The 19,952-nt window shown below is 45.1% G+C and carries 17 protein-coding genes; 11 read left to right on the top strand and 6 right to left on the bottom strand.

Annotated elements, in window-relative coordinates; genetic code table 11:
* Positions 1-411: 411 nt before the first annotated feature.
* The 5 genes from RH061_RS20770 to RH061_RS20750 all read right to left on the bottom strand — a co-directional run bounded on the left by RH061_RS20770 (position 412) and on the right by RH061_RS20750 (position 5,360).
* Positions 412-1,965: an IS1182 family transposase gene (locus RH061_RS20770; RefSeq protein WP_311071405.1), complete on the bottom strand. Its 1,554-nt coding sequence runs from the start codon at positions 1,963-1,965 to the stop codon at positions 412-414.
* A gap of 361 nt (positions 1,966-2,326) precedes the next feature.
* Positions 2,327-3,520 (bottom strand): chromate efflux transporter, encoded by a 1,194-nt coding sequence (chrA, locus tag RH061_RS20765; RefSeq protein ID WP_311072684.1) that lies wholly within the window; start codon positions 3,518-3,520, stop codon positions 2,327-2,329.
* Positions 3,517-4,311, bottom strand: a complete 795-nt coding sequence (locus RH061_RS20760) for an ABC transporter permease (RefSeq protein WP_311072683.1) — start codon at positions 4,309-4,311, stop codon at positions 3,517-3,519. The genes chrA and RH061_RS20760 overlap by 4 nt, the downstream gene beginning before the upstream one ends.
* Positions 4,312-4,379: 68 nt before the next feature.
* Positions 4,380-5,015, bottom strand: a complete 636-nt coding sequence (locus RH061_RS20755) for an ABC transporter ATP-binding protein (RefSeq protein ID WP_311072682.1) — start codon at positions 5,013-5,015, stop codon at positions 4,380-4,382.
* Positions 5,016-5,051: 36 nt separating this feature from the next.
* Positions 5,052-5,360, bottom strand: coding sequence for a PadR family transcriptional regulator (locus tag RH061_RS20750; RefSeq protein ID WP_311072681.1), 309 nt, complete (start codon positions 5,358-5,360; stop codon positions 5,052-5,054).
* 270 nt (positions 5,361-5,630) lie between these two features.
* On the opposite strand from RH061_RS20750, the gene RH061_RS20745 reads away from it, so the two are divergent.
* Positions 5,631-6,689 (top strand): YncE family protein, encoded by a 1,059-nt coding sequence (locus RH061_RS20745; protein ID WP_396654904.1) that lies wholly within the window; start codon positions 5,631-5,633, stop codon positions 6,687-6,689.
* 101 nt (positions 6,690-6,790) lie between these two features.
* Positions 6,791-7,417 (top strand): nitrite reductase, encoded by a 627-nt coding sequence (locus tag RH061_RS20740; RefSeq protein ID WP_311072679.1) that lies wholly within the window; start codon positions 6,791-6,793, stop codon positions 7,415-7,417.
* Positions 7,418-7,500: 83 nt separating this feature from the next.
* On the opposite strand, the gene RH061_RS20735 is transcribed toward RH061_RS20740, so the two are convergent.
* A complete protein-coding gene (locus RH061_RS20735) occupies positions 7,501-9,027 on the bottom strand; it encodes a multicopper oxidase family protein (protein ID WP_311072678.1) in 1,527 nt (508 codons plus the stop codon).
* A gap of 290 nt (positions 9,028-9,317) precedes the next feature.
* Between RH061_RS20735 and RH061_RS20730 the strand changes: the two genes are divergently transcribed.
* The 9 genes from RH061_RS20730 to uvrA all read left to right on the top strand — a co-directional run bounded on the left by RH061_RS20730 (position 9,318) and on the right by uvrA (position 19,884).
* The gene (locus tag RH061_RS20730; RefSeq protein ID WP_311072677.1) at positions 9,318-9,791 is read left to right on the top strand and encodes a hypothetical protein; all 474 of its coding nucleotides are present in this window, start codon (positions 9,318-9,320) and stop codon (positions 9,789-9,791) included.
* Positions 9,788-10,303, top strand: a complete 516-nt coding sequence (locus tag RH061_RS20725; RefSeq protein ID WP_311072676.1) for a hypothetical protein — start codon at positions 9,788-9,790, stop codon at positions 10,301-10,303. Before RH061_RS20730 ends, RH061_RS20725 begins: the two co-directional genes overlap by 4 nt.
* 31 nt (positions 10,304-10,334) lie before the next feature.
* Positions 10,335-11,183, top strand: a complete 849-nt coding sequence (locus RH061_RS20720; RefSeq protein ID WP_311072675.1) for an ABC transporter permease subunit — start codon at positions 10,335-10,337, stop codon at positions 11,181-11,183.
* On the top strand, positions 11,180-12,109 hold the full coding sequence (locus RH061_RS20715; RefSeq protein ID WP_311072674.1) for a peptide ABC transporter permease: 930 nt from the start codon (positions 11,180-11,182) through the stop codon (positions 12,107-12,109). The genes RH061_RS20720 and RH061_RS20715 overlap by 4 nt, the downstream gene beginning before the upstream one ends.
* Before the next feature lie 219 nt (positions 12,110-12,328).
* A complete protein-coding gene (locus RH061_RS20710) occupies positions 12,329-12,883 on the top strand; it encodes a helix-turn-helix domain-containing protein (RefSeq protein WP_311072673.1) in 555 nt (184 codons plus the stop codon).
* 137 nt (positions 12,884-13,020) lie between these two features.
* On the top strand, positions 13,021-14,268 hold the full coding sequence (locus RH061_RS20705) for an EAL and HDOD domain-containing protein (protein ID WP_311072672.1): 1,248 nt from the start codon (positions 13,021-13,023) through the stop codon (positions 14,266-14,268).
* A 188-nt stretch (positions 14,269-14,456) separates the two neighbouring features.
* A complete protein-coding gene (locus RH061_RS20700; RefSeq protein ID WP_311072671.1) occupies positions 14,457-14,684 on the top strand; it encodes a CsbA family protein in 228 nt (75 codons plus the stop codon).
* Between the two features lie 333 nt (positions 14,685-15,017).
* Complete coding sequence (uvrB, locus tag RH061_RS20695) at positions 15,018-16,997, top strand: excinuclease ABC subunit UvrB (RefSeq protein WP_311072670.1); 1,980 nt, start codon at positions 15,018-15,020, stop codon at positions 16,995-16,997.
* A gap of 7 nt (positions 16,998-17,004) precedes the next feature.
* On the top strand, positions 17,005-19,884 hold the full coding sequence (gene uvrA, locus RH061_RS20690) for an excinuclease ABC subunit UvrA (RefSeq protein WP_311072669.1): 2,880 nt from the start codon (positions 17,005-17,007) through the stop codon (positions 19,882-19,884).
* Positions 19,885-19,952: the final 68 nt, after the last annotated feature.

The raw sequence follows: 19,952 nt of genomic DNA, 5'->3' as shown, positions 1-19,952 counted from the left end.
CCGATCCTTCATAGGTCGGGAGTTTTTACATTCTATGGATAAATGAGAGATTATTATGCTTTAATGAGAGATTATGATTCCTTTATGAGAGAATAAGGCGTTTTATTGAGAGATTATCCGTTTTGTTCGAGAGAATAATGTGATTCTTTGAGAGATTAATAATCCATAAGCGGATGATTTCCGGCTATTGTATGTGGAGGGTACTTACGACGCTGTAATAAGCGGAGGTATTCCGGTTATCTGGTAAAAATAAGACGAAATCCATATGTTTTGAGTGAATAACCGGAAAAAAGAGGCTGACTCAAAAGGTTGAATAAATTCGACCTGAGAGTCGCCTCTTTTACTTTTTATCCAATTTATGGGTTTGGATTTGAGGATTTATAAGGGAAAGAGGGATATTCCTCCCCTTAGTTACCCTAATTTTTGTTCGCTTTCCTTGTTGGCTGCCCACTTCAAAAGATTGTGTGCAGCGCAAATAAGACCCCAATCCGTGGTATTTTTGGAGAGGCCTCTTAACCCAAATCTTTTAAACCCTCGATTGTGTTTAATCTGCCCAAATACTGGCTCGACATCTATTTTTCTCTGCCTGTATCTTTGGCTTCCTTCTTCCGCAGCCAATCGTTCCCGAACTTCTTTTCGTTGTTGTTGGTTTTTCACTGAGACCTGTACGGTCTTTGTATCTTTGTCTTTGGCACAGGTTGTTTGGAATGGACAGTTCATACAATCGGTACAGCGGTACGTGCGCTTCACGGAATCGTAACCGTTGTCGGACTTTCTTTGACTCTCATACTGGAAAACCAGGCGTTTTCCGTTTGCACAAATCCATTCATCTAGCTCTTCGTCATACTCCATATTTTCAACTCGGCCAATTTGTTCCTTCCATGCCTTTGTCTGTTCCTTGTCAAAAGTATTGTATTTAATGTACGCTTCTATTTCCTGTTCTTCACAATGTGCATAGTTCTCTTCGCTTCCATAACCAGAGTCGGCAATAACGGCCTTTGGCTTCGGGCGGTTATGTTTTTCCAAAAGTTCAAGATGGGGAATCATGCATCCAGGATCTCCAGCCCGTTGATGGAGGCTGAAGTTGGTGATGAACTGATTTTCTGTTCCAATCTGAACATTATATCCAGGCTTTAACTGCCCGTTCATCATGTGGTCCTCTTTCATTCGCATAAAAGTGGCATCGGTATCCGTCTTAGAAAAGCTGTTTCTCTCTCCAAAAGTCTGTTTCTGAAGTTCATACTTCTGCTTTCGAGGTAGAAGGTCTTTTTCCAGTTGGCGCTTTGCCTTCTTTAAAGGTTTGTTTTTTGGATCCTGTTCCAGTCTCTCTTCCAGCTTTTTAATGGTTTCTTCAATTTTTGCAGAAGAGATGGGTGTCTCTTCGAGCTTTTCCTGAAAATCTTGTTCCCTTTCTGCTTCTTCATCTTCTTTGGTGATTTGTTCAATCCCAAAGACAATCTGGCGGAATTTCTCGTCCAACTTTTTATCGTATTTTTCAGTGGACTTCTTCCAAACAAAAGTATACTTGTTGGCGTTTGCCTCCAATTTGGTCCCATCCAGGAAATAGTCTTCTAGCTTCACAAGTCCTTCCTCCCGAAGGAGGTCGACTATGGAAAAGAACGTCTCATAGATGACATCTTTCATGCGTTCGGAACGGAAACGGTTGATGGTACGAAAATCAGGCTTCTGTTCGCCGGAGAGCCACATGAACATAATATTCTCTGTTAGCTGTTTCGCGATTTGTCGAGAGGAATAAATACGGTTGGCATATGCATAAAGAATGACTTTTAACATCATTTGAGGATGGTAAGGCGGCCGTCCTCCACCAGGATAAAGAGAGAGAAAGATATTGGGGTTCATCTGGTCGACGGCAAAATCAATCAATCGAACAAGGTGCTGTTGAGGAATCAAAACTTGAATGTCCATTGGAAGGGTCAATTGGTTTGTGTTATAATTTTTATACAAGAAAATCTCTCCTTTTGTATAGTTGGTTGTGGTGACTTAATTATAACAAAAGAGGTTTTTCTTGTATTTTTTTGCACAAAAAATGAATTTAGAAACCTGAGTTGATTGGAGTGGAAGGCGCGTAGACTCCTGCGGGCGCAGCTGGTCAGGTGAGACCCCGCAAGAGCGAAGCGATGAGGAGGCTCAGCGCCAGCCCCGCGGAAAGCGAAGCGCCTGGAACGGAAATCAACGGACCATTTTTACAAGTAGTCTCAAAAATAAAGAGGGTGCCCAAAAGTTTATACTTTTGGGACACCCTCTTTTCCAATTTAAGCGGATATCTACGCTTATTCAACAACCAGTCAAAAGAGAGTTATACAAATCAAAAAATCAAATACAAAATCCATCCGCCAACAGCTCCGGTGACAACAACAATCCACGGTGCAAGCTTCCAATACACGAGCATGCTGAACAGTACGGCAGCGAACACAAAATCAACAGGCTCAAGGATTGAACTTGTCCAGATCGGGTGGTAGAACGCGGCAATCAGGATTCCGACAACGGCTGCGTTGACGCCCATCAACGCACGGCTGATTTTGCTGTTTCTCCTTAATGCGTCCCAGAATGGCAAAGTTCCTAGAATCAGCAGGAATGCCGGCAAAAAGATTGCAACTGTCGCGAGCAGGCCGCCCTGCCAGCCGTTAATGATTGCGCCGATATAGGCGGCGAATGTAAACAATGGACCAGGAACCGCTTGGGCAGCTCCATATCCTGCCAGGAAGGCTTCTTCGCTCAGCCAGCCTGTCGGAACGAATTCGCGCTCAAGCAATGGCAGGACAACGTGACCGCCGCCAAACACGAGTGAGCCGGATCGGTAAAAGCTGTCGAACATCGCAATCCAGTTCAATGAAGTCGCTTCACGTAAAATCGGCAGGAGGATCAACAAGCCGAAAAACAATGCAAGGCTGATATAGCCCACACTTTTGGAGAGCGAAAAAGTCATCCTATCATCCTCTACGGCGGTGTGGGATTTAAAAAGTATGTATCCTAGTAATCCAGCGACGATAATGACGCCGATTTGCGTGAACGCCGTCTGCCATAGCAGCGTTGCAGCAAGTGCGAATAAAGCAATCGTCTTCCTAGGCAGGTCAGGAGTCAGTTTCTGCGCCATTCCGAGGATTGCATGGGCAACGACGGCAACCGCAACGATTTTCAAGCCATGGATCCAGCCTGCGTCAGCTACATCAAATCCTTGCAAAATGATGGCGAAAATAATCAATGCCAGAACCGAGGGCAAAGTGAATCCGAGGAAAGCGAACAGGCCGCCGAGCAATCCACCGCGCATCAGGCCAACGCCGATTCCGACTTGGCTGCTCGCAGGACCGGGCAGGAACTGGCATAATGCCACCAAATCGGCATAGCTTTTTTCATCCATCCACTTTCTGCGGCGGACATACTCTTCATGGAAGTATCCAAGATGGGCAACAGGTCCGCCGAATGATGTCAGGCCAAGCCTTGTCGAAACCATCAAAATTTCCAGCAGCGACTGGAAGGTAACTCTTTTTTTCTCTGTCATTTCTTATTCTCCTTCATAATTAATTGTAATCTCTCATTGAAAAAAGATTTATAGGCCAGCTGCAAATAGAGAATCACCGTCATTGATACACTTCCGACGATTCCAAGCATGATGGCGATCTGGTATTCTACCGCTACGATTGGCGAAGTCCCAGAGAGAATCTGCCCTGTCATCATCCCGGGCAAAAAGATGATCCCCATGCCGACCATTGAGTTAATCGTCGGCAGCATCGCAGCGTCAAAAGCCTGGTTGACCACTTGCTTTGCCGCCTTCTTCGGTGTTGCCCCGAGCATCAGAGCGCCCTCAATTTGAGCTTTGTTCGCCGCGAAGCCTGAAATCAGACTGTTCACGCCAAGGGACACACCTGTCATAGAGTTGCCGATGATCATCCCAGCAATCGGGATGAAGTAGCGTGGCTCGTACCATGGAGTGACATTGAGGACAACGAGAATGAAAAAGAACAGACTCGTCAAGATGCCGATTGCCATCGCGAAGGCAATATGCTTTTTCATCTCCCCGCCGAGCGGATGCTTCGTCCGCTTGTAGACATTATAAATCGCAAAAATCTGCATGATGGCAATGATCAGCAAGGTATAAAACGGACTCGGGTTATCAAACAGGTAGATCAGCAAATAACCGACGAGAATAAGCTGCAGCGACATCCGGGCAGTAGCCAGCAGGATTTCTTTTTCACGGGGAATCCCCCGGACCCTTACTATTACGATTAAAATCAGGATGAAAATATACGCAGCGGCGAGCTGCCAAAACGCCAGGTCCATTACGTTTTCCATCAGCATAGCCTCCCTTCAGAGTAGGAATTCATCCTTACAATCAGAAGGCGATCAACATAAGTGACTTATTAATCCGCCTTCCCACCGATTGAATAAGGCGACATATATATCGTATTCTCGGCGACCAGCTCTGCCAGCTCTTTCGAATGGGTGATCATGATGACCGATTTGGATTTCCTCCTGACATAATCACGGAATCTCATCAGCACGGTTTTTGCCGTTTCCTCATCCAGCGCAGAAGTCGGTTCGTCCAGCAAAAACACCTCAGGATCAAGCAGCATTGCCCTTGCCCAGGAAAGTCGCTGTTTCTCGCCTCCGGAAAGGTGCTCCGCATCCTCGTCCAGACGTTTATCAAGCAAAAACAGTTCAAGCAGTTCTTTCATTTCCTTGGCACAAGCCGGCTCTTTTTCGGAAAAAGAAAGGCCAATCTGCAGATTGTCTTCAATGCTTCCGTCAAAAATGACGGGAGACTGCGAAACCATGACGACGGATCTCCTGAGTTGAAGGGGATCCAAAGTGCTAATGGATATATTTTTAAAAAGAATTTCTCCCTGATTCGGGCTCGACAGATCGTTCAGTAATCTCAAGAGTGTTGATTTCCCGCTGCCGCTTGGTCCGATGATACAGGTAAATTGATTGGCCGGAATGGTCAACTCATCGATATGAAGTATACCGTCAACTTGTACATCCTTAAGTTCAAACAAACAGCTTCCCCCCCATGAATCCTGATTCACTCAAACTTAATCCTTGATTTCCCTGAACAGTTCATAAGCCTTTTTCCGGGCTTCCTCAAGTACGTTATTGCCTTTATCTGTTGTTCGGTAGTATTTCCGGATTTTCCCTTCAACATTTCTTTCTTCTTTTAAAAGAAGACCGTCCGATTCCATACTGTGGAGAATCGGGTAGAGAGTGCCTGCACTAATGGAATAGCCATGTTCCTTAAGCTCCTGAAGCATCCACAGCCCAAAAATCGGCTCTTCCTTCGCATGGTGCAAAATATGAATCTGAATGAAACCGAGAAAAAGTTTCCTGAGGACTTTATCCTCCATAAAAAATTCCTTCTTTCGTTGATATCGAAATTCAATAACGAAACTCGATATCATTTTATCGTATCTGAGAAATTAATCAACTATTTTACTTTATCTTGTCACTCTGCAAAAACAAAAAGTAAATTTTACTTCAGAGATTTGCAGATTTTATCGATTTCATTAAGTTGTAAAACCTCTCATCGAAATTTTTAACCTTGTGATGAAGTTAACATTTCCAATGGGATTAAACGGATTATCATGACGGTAGATTTCCATAAAGGAGGGCTCATGATGAGTTGTTTAAACGTAAAATTGATGAGTGTTATTGCATCTGTAGGTATTGTTCTGGCGGGGTGCGGAACAGATGCCACTACCAAGGTTGAGGAGAAGCCGGAAGTAAAGGCGGCCAAACAGGAACAAACTTTAGAAAAATTTTATTTTACCGCAAATGAGGGCGGGACAATCAGCAAGATCAATGTAAAAGATAATAAAGTGACTGAAACCATCCAGGCTGATGGAGTTGTTCACAATATCCAGCTGTCGCCTGACGGCAAAGTGGTTGCGGCTACTCTTGTTCCGGAGAGCGGTCACGGACATGGTAGCCACGGAGACGAAGCTTCAGGAAAAGTGCTATTCTATGATGCCAATACAAATGACCTTTTAAAAGAAGTGGAAGTAGGCAATCATCCTGCACATGTTGTGTATACAGGAGATGGAAAGTACGTACTCGTTACGAATAACGAAGATGACACAGTTTCGGTCATTAACGCTAGAACATATGAAGTGGTCAAAACCATTCCAACTGGCAAAGGCCCCCATGGATTCAGAATATCTGCGGACAGCAAATTTGCCTATATCGCTAATATGGGTGAGGATACGGTAAGTGCGATTAATTTGGAAACATTCGCAGAAGAAAGAATAAAAACAGGCAATACACCTGTTACAACAGGAGTAACCAAGGACGGGAAGACCCTGGCGGTAACCCTTTTCTCAGAAAACTCACTGGCCATAGTTGATCTGGAAACAAAGCAAGTGGTCAAGGTAGAAGTTGGTACAGGCCCGGCACAAGTCTATATAGGGCCGGACAGCAAATATGCGTATGTCGCCAACCAGGGCACCGAGGAAACACCATCAAATTCAATGTCCATAGTTAATCTTGAGACGAAGACGGTAGTCGATGAAATCTTGACGGGGAATGGGGCGCATGGTGTGACAGTAAGTGGTGACGGGAAATTTGCCTATGTAACCAATATGTTTGATAACACAGTCAGCATCATTGATCTTGAAAGCAAGCGAGTAGATACAATTGATGTTGGAGAAATACCTAATGGAATCACGGTGATGGACTAACTGTATATTCATTTTCAAAAAATCCACACATTTTCCACTTTTTCAAGGTATGATGGAAATAAATTTACCTCATGACCAGGGTGAAGGAGGATGGAATGTAAGTGGAAGCCACAGAAAAAACAATAAAGCTGGCTGTTAATGGAGGCATCGATTTCGGCTCCAAGCTAAATGCCAGGCAGCTGCTAGTCCTGGCAAAATACCTGGAAGACGACCAGGAACTAGAGCTGACAACGTTTCAGCAGCTGTATATTGAAATACCGGAAAGCCAAAAAGATGAAGCAATCGCAGAATTTGAAATGGCAGGACTCAGCTGTTATCCAGTAGGGAGTTTCGTGAAAAGTCTCCGCACGTGCAATTTTTGCAAAGGAGCGGAGGAGGAAGGGATGCCGGTCGCAATCGAACTCAACAAAAGGATTGCCGGCAAACCTGTTCCTTTTACCCTGAAACCGGCCTATACCGGCTGCCCGGTTGGCTGCGGTGAACCGCTGATCAACGATATCGGCATTATGAAAGTGAAGGAAGGCTACAATCTGTATGCCGGTGGTAAATCGAAGGGCCAGGACGCTGCCGCTGGAACCCTGTTATTTGAACAGCTGACGCCCGATGAACTTTATCAAAAGGTAGATAGACTGATTGAAATCTATAGTGAATACGGGAAAAAGCGAGAGCAAATGCACAAATTTATCAACCGAGTTGGGAAAGAGCAGCTCATGGAACATTTGAGTTAGATTCGTTTAAAATCCAGCATAAGTCTCCCAGGCTTATGCTATTTTTACGCAAAAAAAGCCCCGGTAAAAAACGGAGCTCACATTTATTCAACATTAAACTGTCCCATCATCCCGGCGTCTTCATGCTCAAGGATATGACAGTGGTACATGAATAATCCTTTATGGTCGAATGTCGCGATTGCCCGCACTTTCTCTCCTGGCTCAACCAGAATCGTATCCTTCCAGCCTCGTTCGTTGGCAGGCGGGGGATTGCCGTCCCTGTCGAGAATCAGGAATTGGGTGCCGTGTCCGTGGAATGGATGGGCCATGCCCATGTTATTGCCCATCATTCCCATTCCCTCGTTTGAAATTTCCCAGATCTCTGTATCATGGAGCTTGAGCTGTTCGTCAATCCTGTCCATGTCCATCTGCTTGCCGTTGATGGTGACGTTTCGGCCCATTCCTGACATTACAAACTCCCTCGTCCTCGAGGCCATTGACTCATCGACGTCGGGAATGTCAACCAATTGGGAAGGGATTTCCTCTGGCCCTTTTTCCTCACCGGTCACAACAAACTTCATGAATGGCATACCCTGGTCCTTCAGTTCTACACTTTCACCCTTTTCATAATCGGAAAAATCGACGATCAGTTCCGCGCGCTCAGCAGAACTCAAAACAATGCTTTTCATCTTTACCGGCTCTTCCAAAAGCCCGCCATCTGTCCCAACCTGGTAAAATTCATGTCCGTTGCTCAAAGCGAATTGGTAGATCCGTGCATTCGAGCCATTCAACAGCCGGAAGCGAACCTTGCCTTTCGGAACCTCGACATACGGATTGATGGCTCCGTTGACCATGATGGTGTCACCCTGAAGGCCCATCATTACATCGTGCATACTCAGATCATATTCAAACTGGCCATTTTCATCGAGCTGCTTATCCTGGACTATGAGCGGAATATCATTCACGCCATATTCGTCAGGCAAATCCAGCTTTTCGCTTTCTTCGTCATCGATTAAAAATAAACCGGCTAGGCCTTTGTATACATGTTCACCTGTTTTATGGAGGAGGTGAGGGTGGTACCATAATGTCGCAGCGTTTTGCTCAATCGTAAATTCTGGATTCCATGTAGTATCCGGCTGGATCCCCGTATGCGGCCCGCCATCATTCTCGCCATCCACTTCCAGCCCATGCCAGTGGAGCGTCGTAGCTTCATCCAACTCATTTTTCACCTTAACAGAGACATCATCACCCTTCTTTACCCGAATGACCGGCCCTAAGTAATCTCCATTGTAGCCGAATGTATCTGTTGCTTTACCTTCTAAAAATTCCATTGATCCTTTTTGGGCAACTAGAGTGAATTCTGCTTTGTCAGGGTCGGGGTTCTCATCTTCAAGAATTGGAGGAATCGGCAGAGGTTTAACGCCCTCTTCAATGGAGTCATTCTTCATATCCTCAACAGAATCAGAGCCTCCGCCCATCATTCCGCCATTTCCCATGCCGCCGCCTTTCATCATGCCACCACCCTGGCCGGGCATATTTCCTCCCATACCGCCCATGCTTCTCATGAAAAACCAGCCGCCGGCTACAATTAAAACCAGGATAATAAATGCTGATATGACAATCCTTTTCAATTTTTGCGCCTCCTTTAATGCCTATATTATTTTTCCTGATTTTGATCTAACTATATTCCATATACCTCACCCAGTATTTTTTACACTCTTATGTTGTACCAGCTAAATATGCATTTTTTGTGGAGAAGTGCTGCGTGCTTCACAGCATGAGAACTTAGAATAGTTGGGACTGATTAAACAATATCAACGCCATAAATGAATCCTCGACTGTTTCAAATTAAATGGTTAAGATGCTACACGATGGACAAAGTAAGAGTTGAGAAATTGAATTTTTTCATAAGGATGTTACTATGGCTCTCTCGATTTATATCACGATAACCATTTTGCTGCTCCATTTCGCTTATTATGTGCAGAAACCGCTGAACTTCCTGCAGAATGCACTGATATTCATGGTGATTGCCATCATTACGCGCCAGTGCGTGACGCTTATGGCGCTGGAATGGCATTTTTTTAAAATGACTGAGGATCATGGGCTGTTCATTTGTTTGCTTCTTTGCAGGGATATCCTGACACCGATGGTCACCGTGCTTTTTGTGAATTATTATGTGCGTGCCAAAACGCCATTCTATAAAATGGCAGCTTTCTTGATTTCACTGGGAGTCCTGCTTGCCGCGCATGAGCTGGCTGTGCAATTTCATATCCTGACCTATCTCAAGTGGAATTTTTTCTATACGGCATTATTAAAATGCCGGTTTCCTGCTTTTAGCGGTTGGTGTCTTAAAGCTGGCAACATTTTTACAAACATTGGAGAGTCGCCAAAATGAAAGTGTATGATACTGCGTTCAATGCAAATGAATGGTTTGTGATCATCAGCATGATCGTCATGAACCTGGCTATATGGTTCGTCCCAAAACTCTTCAGCAAGCTGGAGAGCGTCGGTTACTATATTTTCGGCATCTATATCGGCTTGTTTTACGATCATACCCTCTCAATAAAGCCCTGGGACTTTTATGACGTCAACGATAACTCGTCATATCAGTTCATCGATTTCATGAGTTATATCATGTATGGTCCATATGGCTATTTCTTTCTTTATTTTTACGCAAAATGGAACATCAATAAGCTCAGAATCATTCCCTACATCCTAATCTGGTCGGCGATCTCGATGCTGCTGGAGTGGATCGGGCTCAAGGTTGGCCTGTTCCATTTTGACAAAGGCTATAAAATGCACTGGTCTTTCCCGATCTATCTGCTTTCCCAGACGATGATTATTCTCTTCTACCACTTAAGCACCATATATGAAAAAACTGGAAATGAGAAGAGAAGTGAATTATAATTTGAAGGACTAATGTTAGAGGGGATTCGTCATGTTGAAAAGCAGTGCAATGCGCTTCATAACACTTGTTTTGCAGTACATAGCAGGGGTATTTTTGTTCATTGTCATTGGAAGCCTTCCCGTCCTCTTAAGAAATCTGACATTTGACACGGAGGGCTATTTTAACAGTGTGAAGGACTTAACCGTTAAAATTTTCACATTAAGCAATTTGACTTATGATGGCCAGCACGAAATGCTGCCGGCGGTGATGGACCGTTTCTTCTATTCGATGAAGACATTGGGCATGGCTCTGTTTGCGGCTACAGCCATGTCGTTCCTGCTGTCCTATTTAATTGTGCTCTTTTTTGAAAAGAAAAAAGACTATATTTTAAGCTTCATAGAAATTATCCGCTCCATCCCTGATGTGCTTTGGATGTTCCTGCTGCAGGCTGGAGTGATCTGGCTTTTAAAGACCTTCGGAGTCAAATTCATTCAGACAACCTCTCTCGGAAGCGATAACCAGGCAGTCCTGCTTCCGCTTATCAGCCTGAGTTTGCCGATTTTCCTGTTTTTGGCGCAGGTTATCGTCCTGAAGATTTTCGAAGAGCTGGATAAGCCGTACATTATTTTGGCTAAAGCAAAAGGCCTGTCCTATTTTTACATGCTGAATGTCCACGTGGTCCGCAATATCAGACAGGACCTGCTGGGACACTTCAAGACCATCATCTGGATGATGCTCTCCACGCTGGTCATGGTCGAATACATATTTAATCTTGATGGTTTGATGAAATTCAATATCGTGTATGTTTCCGTCGAGCTGTTCGTGTTCAGTTGTATCCTGTTTTTTACGCCGTTCTTCCTGATTTACAGACTAATAGAGTTTAGAAGGTTATCGATATGATCAGATTGCTGAAGACGAAAAAGTTCATATTTGGGGCGGGATTCCTGATTATCCTGCTGTCACTGAGCGTTTTGAACACCGTAGTGAATGACGGGAAAATAAGGCAGATTCCTTACGTTTACAACGAGGATGGCTCTCTGGAAAAAGCCCCACCGTACCCGCCGTTCGATGTCTTTCTGTTTGGCTCGGATATGTATGGCTATGATATGCTTCACACCGTGATCGAAGGAGCGAAATATTCGATAGGCATCGTCCTGGTCGTCGCTTTGTTAAGGATGATCTTATCAATTGTATTGAGTTATTTTCTATTCAGGGTGCCAAACCGGATCTTCAATTGGATAAAAGCAGTCTCTGAACCATTATCCTTTTTCCCGCAGACACTGATTACCTATTTCCTGCTGGCCACGGTCGTCATGTATACAATCCATGGCTTCCATCATCCTTTATGGGTCAGGGTGGTCTATGAGTTTATCATTCTCATCCTTATCGCTCTGCCATCCTTGACCGTCCAGTTGATACAACAGAAACGCAGTGTGTGGAAAGAAGAATTCATTGAATCGGCGATTACTCTTGGGGGAAGCAAGCGCCATATCTATTTCAAGCACGTCCTTCCACAGCTTTACGAGGAATGGGTTCTAATGTTCGGCCAGCAGTTTTTGCAGGTGCTGACGCTGCTTGTGCATCTTGGCGTCATGCTCGTCCTGTTTGGCGGCACGATTACGGGGGAGGGTCCACCATCATCGGTTACCCATGAATGGTCTGGGCTGATCGGCCTCAACAAACGCTTCATGCTTGCTTATGAATGGATTGTTTATGTGCCAATTCTGTTTTTCGCCATGACAGCCCTGAGCGTGGCGATGATCAACAAGGCTTTGAGCGACTTTTTCAAGGATAAGGACATGGTGAGGAAGAATAGAGAGGTTTAATACTTTTGTACTATTGGAGTAAAGTAATCCCCCAGATACTTTACTATAATGTTTTTTTAAATAGTCGAGATGAGAACAGGCTGACTCCAGCCTGTTCTTTTTTTGGGATAATTTTCAATCTATAAACATACCATCATTGGTATTCTTTTGGGGGTGGAGGTATGGTCTAATAAGACAAGTAAAAATTTTATTTTGGATAGAAGGATGGTTGAGGTCTCGATGAAATACTCACCTGAAGATTTACAAATGATCAAAGACCAGCTAGGCAGCCAATCATTAACGACCATTGCCCGAAAGCTGAATCGAAGTATAACGGCCCTTGAAGTGAAAATCACCAGAATGGGTCTCTCCCATACGAAATCTTGCACAGGAATGCTGACCGCTGGCGAACTGGCTAAAATCCTCAAGGTTGACCGAAACACCGTTTTGCAGTGGCTCCTTAACCATGAATTGGGCTATCATCAGCGGATTACCCGGAATAAAAAAAGATTTACGTTTATCAACATAGATGAATTTTGGACATGGGCAGAAAAAAACAGGCATAAAATCGACTTTTCCAAGCTTGAGCCTGATGCGCTGCCGCCTGAACCAGAATGGGTCACAAAAGAACGCACCATAGCACGGCAAACCACGAATTATAAAGCATGGACCACGCATGAAGAGAAGCAGGTCCTGGAATGGTACTGCTGCGGAAAAACACTTTCCGAAATCTCTGAGATGCTTGGACGGACACGAGAGTCCATCCGAAAGAAAATCAAACGCCTCACTGAATAAACTTCTATTAGAAAAGCCTACAATTTATGGTAATTACTATTTACCCTTGTAATACTTGTAAAATAATAGTATATTTTTCCTACAATAATACTGTTTAATATTTACAGATTTGTTCTATGTCCCCGGGAGGATTGTATATGGATATTTATGTTGCCAGGCAGCCTATATTCGATATGAATGAGAAGACTGTTGCTTATGAATTATTATATAGGAACAGCTCGGTCAATAATTATCAGCATACTGATGGGGACCAGGCCACAACAGATGTGATTGTAAATAGTTTTTTGAATATCGGTGTCAAAGACTTATCAAATGGCAAGCCTTGTTTTATTAATTTTACTGAAAAACTATTGAAACTAGGTGTTCCTTCCTATTTTAATCCATTATCGATCGTCGTGGAGATTCTCGAGACAGTAGAACTTAATGAAGATATTCTGGGAATCTGCAAAGAGCTGAAGGCACATGGATATACAATCGCGCTTGACGATTTTTTTGTTTCGCAGTGGAACGAATTGACGGTCCAGCTATTGGATTATATTGATATCATCAAGATTGATTTCCGTTCGACGAACCGAGCGGACAGGCAGGAAATGATTCGTTTTATCAGTGACCGGGACATTAAGTTCCTTGCCGAAAAAGTTGAAACGATTGAAGAATACTTAGAGGCGAAAGAAGACGGCTTTGTCTACTTTCAGGGGTTTTACTTCAGCAAACCAGTCATCCTGAACAGTTATGATATTCCATCATACTATCATTCATATTTTCAGATTTTAAAAGAAATCGACAGTCCTGAGCCCGATCTTGAGAAGATTAAAGATGTGATCGAAAAGGATATCTCACTTTCCTATAAACTGCTGAGACTTATCAATAATCCGGTTTTCAGGCCAAGGAATGAGGTTTCTTCTATAAAACAAGCAATCATTCTATTAGGGCTGAATGAAATCAAAAAATGGATTTATGTTCTGGCAATCCGAGGAGCAGATAAAGGCTCAGGCGGTTCAAAGGAACGGGAAATCATTGAACTGTCACTTAAGCGCGGGAAGCTGGGGGAATTGATCGGCAGGAAGGTCGGCAGAGAAGTGCTGGCATCAAAATACTTCCTTCTCGGAATGTTCTCTTTGATGGATTCCTTATTGCACCATCCGATGGAAGAACTCCTTGAAGACCTGCCTCTGAGCAATGAGATTAAGGCTGGGTTATCGGGTGAAAAGAACGACGAATACATGATGCTTCAATTTTTAAAAGAGATCGAACTCGCTTTTCATGAAGATCTCGACTTGACATTCAATCCTACCAAAATGACAATGGAGGAACTGTTCAGGCTCTATGGTGAGGCGAGTGAGTGGGCTACAAAGGTTTTAAGTGAAGTGAATACTTTACATTGAGCATGCACCTGCATGCTTTTCTTTATGCTGCTATATGAATCGGGTAAAATAGATGGCCGCTTCATATATAATAAAAGCGCGATAAGCCTTAGATGAGGAAGATTCTTGTATCCAGCCGCCAAAAAAGTTATATTTTTAATAGGTTATTTAAAATTATCGCTATTTCTCTGAATGAGGTGTTTAATCCATTGGTGCTGAAATATTTGTCCGCACTGTTACTGCCTGGTTTCATGGTTGTTTTTTTTACCAGGGTTGCCTATAACCACATCCTTGCGCTTGTGCTGACGGTCGCTTTGATTGCGGCTTCTGTTTATAAAGGGTACACAGATTCTTTCCTGCTGATTGTCATCGATGCTTTTTCATTGACGCTGGGCTTTTTTCTGGCAAACCAGATGATGAAGCGCAACAAAAAGTAGTCATAAATTTAAAGTAAGCCTGTCGAATTCTGTTCGGCAGGTTTTTCTTGTTTTACAAGGGGTTAAGCTGATTCATTCAAACGTTTGATTAACGACCATTCGACTTGCTACTACAATTTTGTTAAAAACTAAGATGAAAATTCGAATGTTTGTTCGCTTTTTGTTGGTTTGTTTTACCTTCTTTGTGGTAGAATGAGGATATGACTTTTTGACAGCTATGTAAGGCTTATATAGATGAGATTCTTTTCGAGATAGTTCTTGAATCAATGGAATTCATTAAGTGAATTGTTTACGAAAAGAGCCTAGAAATTTCACATTACAGGAGGCTTTTCTGTGAAGGATCAATTTGAATTAGTCTCGAAATATTCTCCGCAGGGGGACCAGCCTGCGGCCATTAAAGAACTGGTGCAGGGAATACGCAATAACAAGAAGCATCAGACCCTTCTCGGCGCGACTGGAACAGGGAAGACGTTCACGATTTCTAATGTGATCAAGGAAGTGAACAAGCCGACGCTTGTCATCGCCCACAATAAAACTCTTGCAGGCCAGCTCTACAGCGAGTTCAAGGAATTTTTCCCGAACAATGCGGTTGAGTATTTCGTCAGTTACTATGATTATTATCAGCCAGAGGCTTATGTGCCGCAGACGGATACGTTCATTGAGAAGGACGCGAGCATCAATGATGAAATTGACAAGCTGCGTCACTCAGCTACTTCCTCATTATTTGAGCGCAAAGATGTCATCATCATTGCCAGTGTTTCCTGTATCTATGGCCTCGGTAATCCAGATGAATACCGGGACATGGTCGTGTCACTCAGGACAGGTATGGATATTGAGCGGAACAAGCTGCTCCACAAGTTGGTGGATATCCAGTATGAACGGAATGATATTGACTTCAAGCGCGGGACGTTCCGTGTCCGCGGCGATGTTGTCGAGATTTTTCCGGCATCCCGTGATGAACACTGCATGAGGGTCGAGTTTTTTGGCGATGAGATTGACCGGATTCGTGAGGTCGATGCGCTGACTGGCGAGATCATTGGCGAACGTGACCATGTCGCAATCTTCCCGGCGTCTCACTTCGTTACCCGCGAAGAAAAATTGAGGGTAGCCATCGAGAACATTGAAAAAGAATTGGAAGAACGCCTTGAGGTGCTTCGTGCCGAGGAAAAACTTCTTGAGGCCCAAAGGCTCGAGCAGCGGACAAGATATGACCTTGAGATGATGCGTGAGATGGGCTTCTGCTCCGGCATCGAAAACTATTCACGTCACCTGACGTTGAGGCCGGCTGGTGCGACTCCATATACATTACTCGATTACTTCCCTGATGACTTTTTGATTGTCGTCGATGAGTCGCATGTTACATTGCCGCAAATACGGGGAATGTTTAATGGTGACCAGGCACGTAAACAAGTGCTGGTTGATCATGGTTTCCGCCTGCCGTCAGCGATGGATAATCGCCCGCTGACATTTGCTGAATTCGAAAAACATGTCAAACAGGCGGTTTTCGTATCGGCAACTCCAGGTCCGTACGAGCTTGAGCATACGCCGGAAATGGTACAGCAGATCATCCGACCGACAGGACTGCTTGATCCGACGATCGATGTAAGGCCGATCGAGGGCCAGATTGATGACCTGATCGGTGAAATCCAGGAGCGTACGAAGCGGAATGAGCGCGTGCTCGTAACGACCTTGACGAAAAAGATGTCCGAGGATCTGACCGATTACCTGAAGGAAATCGGCATCAAGGTCCAGTACCTGCACTCTGAGATCAAGACGCTCGAGCGCATCGAGATCATCCGCGAGCTGCGACTTGGAAAATATGATGTGCTTATCGGAATCAACCTGTTAAGGGAAGGCCTTGATATACCAGAGGTATCCCTTGTCACCATTCTCGATGCTGATAAGGAAGGCTTCCTTCGTTCCGAAAGGTCGCTGATCCAGACGATCGGCCGTGCAGCGAGGAACTCGAATGGACATGTCATCATGTATGCAGACAAAATGACGGATTCGATGGAAAAGGCGATCAGCGAGACGAAGCGCCGCCGTGCCATCCAGGAAGAATACAATGAAAAGCATGGCATCACGCCGCAGACGATCCAGAAGGCTATCCGCGATGTGATCCGGGCAACGATTGCTGCCGAGGAGCAGGAAGAGTACAGCCCGGCAGAAGGCCTGAAGAAATTGACGAAGAAAGATCGCGAACAAGTGATTTTAAATATGGAAAAAGAAATGAAGGAAGCGGCAAAGGCCCTCAACTTCGAACGGGCAGCCGAGCTGCGTGACCTCATTCTTGAGTTAAAAGCGGAAGGATGACGATAATATGGCTATGGATAAACTGATTGTCAAAGGCGCCAGGGCCCATAATTTAAAAAATATAGATGTCACCATTCCGAGAGACAAGCTTGTTGTTCTGACAGGGCTTTCTGGTTCAGGAAAGTCCTCGCTTGCATTCGACACCATTTATGCTGAGGGACAGCGCCGTTATGTAGAATCTTTGTCTGCCTATGCGCGCCAGTTCCTCGGTCAAATGGACAAGCCGGATGTTGACTCGATCGAAGGATTGTCTCCGGCGATTTCCATCGACCAAAAAACGACGAGCCGTAATCCCCGTTCAACAGTAGGAACGGTGACCGAGATTTACGATTATTTACGACTGCTTTTCGCCAGGGTTGGCCGTCCAACCTGTCCGGTTCACAATATCGAAATCTCATCACAAACAATCGAGCAGATGGTTGACCGCGTGCTCGAATATCCCGAAAGGACAAAGCTGCAGATCCTTGCTCCGCTTGTTTCCGGCAGGAAGGGTACTCATGTCAAAGTCCTTGAAGATGTGAAAAAGCAAGGCTATGTCCGTGTACGTATTGACGGTGAGATGCATGACCTTGGAGACGAAATCGAGCTCGAGAAAAACAAGAAGCATTCAATTGAAGTCGTCATCGACCGGATCGTCGTCAAGGAGGGAATTGCTGCCCGCCTTGCGGATTCTTTGGAAGCTGCACTGAAGCTTGGCGACGGTAATGTCCTGATTGACGTGATCGGCGAGGAAGAATTGATGTTCAGCGAGAACCACGCCTGCCCGATCTGCGGATTCTCGATTGGCGAGCTAGAGCCCCGCATGTTCTCATTCAACAGCCCTTTTGGTGCCTGCCCTGAATGTGACGGGCTCGGTGCGAAGCTGGAGGTTGACGTGGATTTGGTCGTCCCAAACAAGGAGCTTTCATTGAAGCAGCATGCGATTGCTCCATGGGAACCAACAAGCTCACAGTATTACCCACAGCTGCTTGAAGCAGTCTGCAATCATTATGGAATCGATATGAACGTACCGGTGAAAGACCTGCCAGATCATGAGCTGGACAAGATTCTTTACGGTTCAGAAAAAGACCGGATTTATTTCCGTTATGAAAATGACTGGGGCCAGGTCCGTGAGAACTATATTGTTTTTGAGGGCGTCTTGAAAAATATCGAGCGCCGCTATAAGGAAACAGGCTCTGATTATATCCGTGAGCAGATGGAAAAATATATGGGCGAACATGCCTGCCCAACCTGTAAAGGTTACAGGCTCAAGCGTGAAACGCTGGCTGTTCTTGTGGATGGCCGCCATATCGGTGAAGTGACGGCGCTATCGGTCGAGGAAGCGCACCAATTTTTCCAAAGTCTTGAGCTTTCGGAAAAAGAAATGAAGATTGCTAATATGATTTTCCGCGAGATTACGGAACGTCTTGGCTTCTTGATCAATGTCGGTTTGGATTATCTGACGATGAGCAGGTCGGCTGGGACGCTTTCCGGCGGAGAAGCACAGCGTATCAGGCTTGCAACCCAGATTGGCTCTCGACTCACGGGTGTCCTGTATATTCTCGATGAGCCTTCCATCGGTTTGCATCAGCGCGACAATGACAGACTGATCGATACGCTGAAAAACATGCGCGATATCGGCAATACGCTGATTGTCGTCGAGCATGATGAAGACACGATGCTTGCAGCGGACCATCTGATCGATATCGGTCCTGGAGCGGGTGTACATGGCGGTGAAATCATATCGCAGGGAACGCCTGCAGAAGTCATGGATGATCCGAATTCACTGACAGGTAAGTACCTTTCTGGTAAAAAGTTCATCCCGCTGCCGATTGAGCGCCGAAAGCCGGATGGCCGTTTTATCGAAATCAAGGGTGCAAAGGAAAACAACCTTAAAAATGTCAATGTGAAGTTCCCGCTTGGAACCTTCATGGCTGTAACAGGTGTTTCCGGTTCTGGTAAAAGTACGCTGATCAATGAAATCCTGCACAAATCACTGGCGATGCAGCTTCATCGTGCAAAAAGCAAGCCAGGCGAGTTCAGGGAGATCAAAGGTGTCGAGCACCTCGATAAGGTCATCGATATTGACCAGTCGCCAATCGGACGTACGCCAAGATCCAACCCTGCAACCTACACGGGAGTGTTCGATGATATCCGTGATGTCTTTGCTTCGACGAATGAAGCGAAGGTCCGCGGCTATAAGAAAGGCCGCTTCAGCTTCAACGTTAAAGGTGGACGCTGTGAAGCCTGCCGAGGCGACGGTATCATCAAGATCGAAATGCACTTCCTGCCTGATGTGTACGTGCCATGCGAAGTCTGTCACGGCAAACGATACAACCGCGAGACATTGGAAGTGAAATATAAAGGGAAGAATATTTCCGATATCCTTGATATGACCGTTGAAGCAGCGGTGGAATTCTTCGCGAACATTCCGAAGATCGCCCGCAAGCTGCAGACGATTTATGATGTCGGCCTTGGCTATATCACTCTCGGCCAGCCGGCGACGACCCTTTCCGGCGGGGAAGCGCAGCGGGTCAAGCTGGCATCCGAGCTTCACCGACGTTCCACCGGCCGTTCGCTGTATATCCTGGATGAACCGACGACTGGCTTACATGTCGATGACATTTCGCGCCTGCTTATCGTCCTCCAGCGACTCGTTGAAAATGGCGACACCGTGCTGGTGATTGAGCACAATCTCGATGTCATCAAAGCTGCGGACTATATCGTCGACCTCGGACCTGAAGGCGGTGACCGCGGCGGCACAATCGTCGCCACCGGAACACCAGAAAAGATTGCCGAAGTGGAAGAATCCTATACCGGCAAATACCTGAAACCGGTACTGGAACGCGATAGGCTGCGGATGAAAGAACAGATTGAGGAAAAAGAAAAAAGCACAAGCAATGCTTAATAGAATTTTTCGCCCTTCCAATTATGGAAGGGTTTTTTGCTGTATTGGGAAGAATTTGTTTTTTTTCC

The organism is Mesobacillus jeotgali, from assembly GCF_031759225.1.
Taxonomy (GTDB): domain Bacteria; phylum Bacillota; class Bacilli; order Bacillales; family Cytobacillaceae; genus Mesobacillus; species Mesobacillus jeotgali_B.
The sequence above is the reverse complement of the archived record's forward strand: the minus strand, read 5'-3'. Positions and strand labels throughout refer to the sequence as shown.

Coding starts and splice junctions, on each gene's coding strand:
- chrA (WP_311072684.1), bottom strand. CDS start 3,520: ATGACAGAGAAAAAAAGAGTTACCTTCCAGTCGCTGCTGGAAATTTTG.
- RH061_RS20760 (WP_311072683.1), bottom strand. CDS start 4,311: ATGGAAAACGTAATGGACCTGGCGTTTTGGCAGCTCGCCGCTGCGTAT.
- RH061_RS20750 (WP_311072681.1), bottom strand. CDS start 5,360: ATGGAGGATAAAGTCCTCAGGAAACTTTTTCTCGGTTTCATTCAGATT.
- RH061_RS20745 (WP_396654904.1), top strand. CDS start 5,631: ATGAGTTGTTTAAACGTAAAATTGATGAGTGTTATTGCATCTGTAGGT.
- RH061_RS20730 (WP_311072677.1), top strand. CDS start 9,318: ATGGCTCTCTCGATTTATATCACGATAACCATTTTGCTGCTCCATTTC.
- RH061_RS20725 (WP_311072676.1), top strand. CDS start 9,788: ATGAAAGTGTATGATACTGCGTTCAATGCAAATGAATGGTTTGTGATC.
- RH061_RS20720 (WP_311072675.1), top strand. CDS start 10,335: ATGTTGAAAAGCAGTGCAATGCGCTTCATAACACTTGTTTTGCAGTAC.
- RH061_RS20715 (WP_311072674.1), top strand. CDS start 11,180: ATGATCAGATTGCTGAAGACGAAAAAGTTCATATTTGGGGCGGGATTC.
- RH061_RS20710 (WP_311072673.1), top strand. CDS start 12,329: ATGAAATACTCACCTGAAGATTTACAAATGATCAAAGACCAGCTAGGC.
- RH061_RS20705 (WP_311072672.1), top strand. CDS start 13,021: ATGGATATTTATGTTGCCAGGCAGCCTATATTCGATATGAATGAGAAG.
- uvrA (WP_311072669.1), top strand. CDS start 17,005: ATGGCTATGGATAAACTGATTGTCAAAGGCGCCAGGGCCCATAATTTA.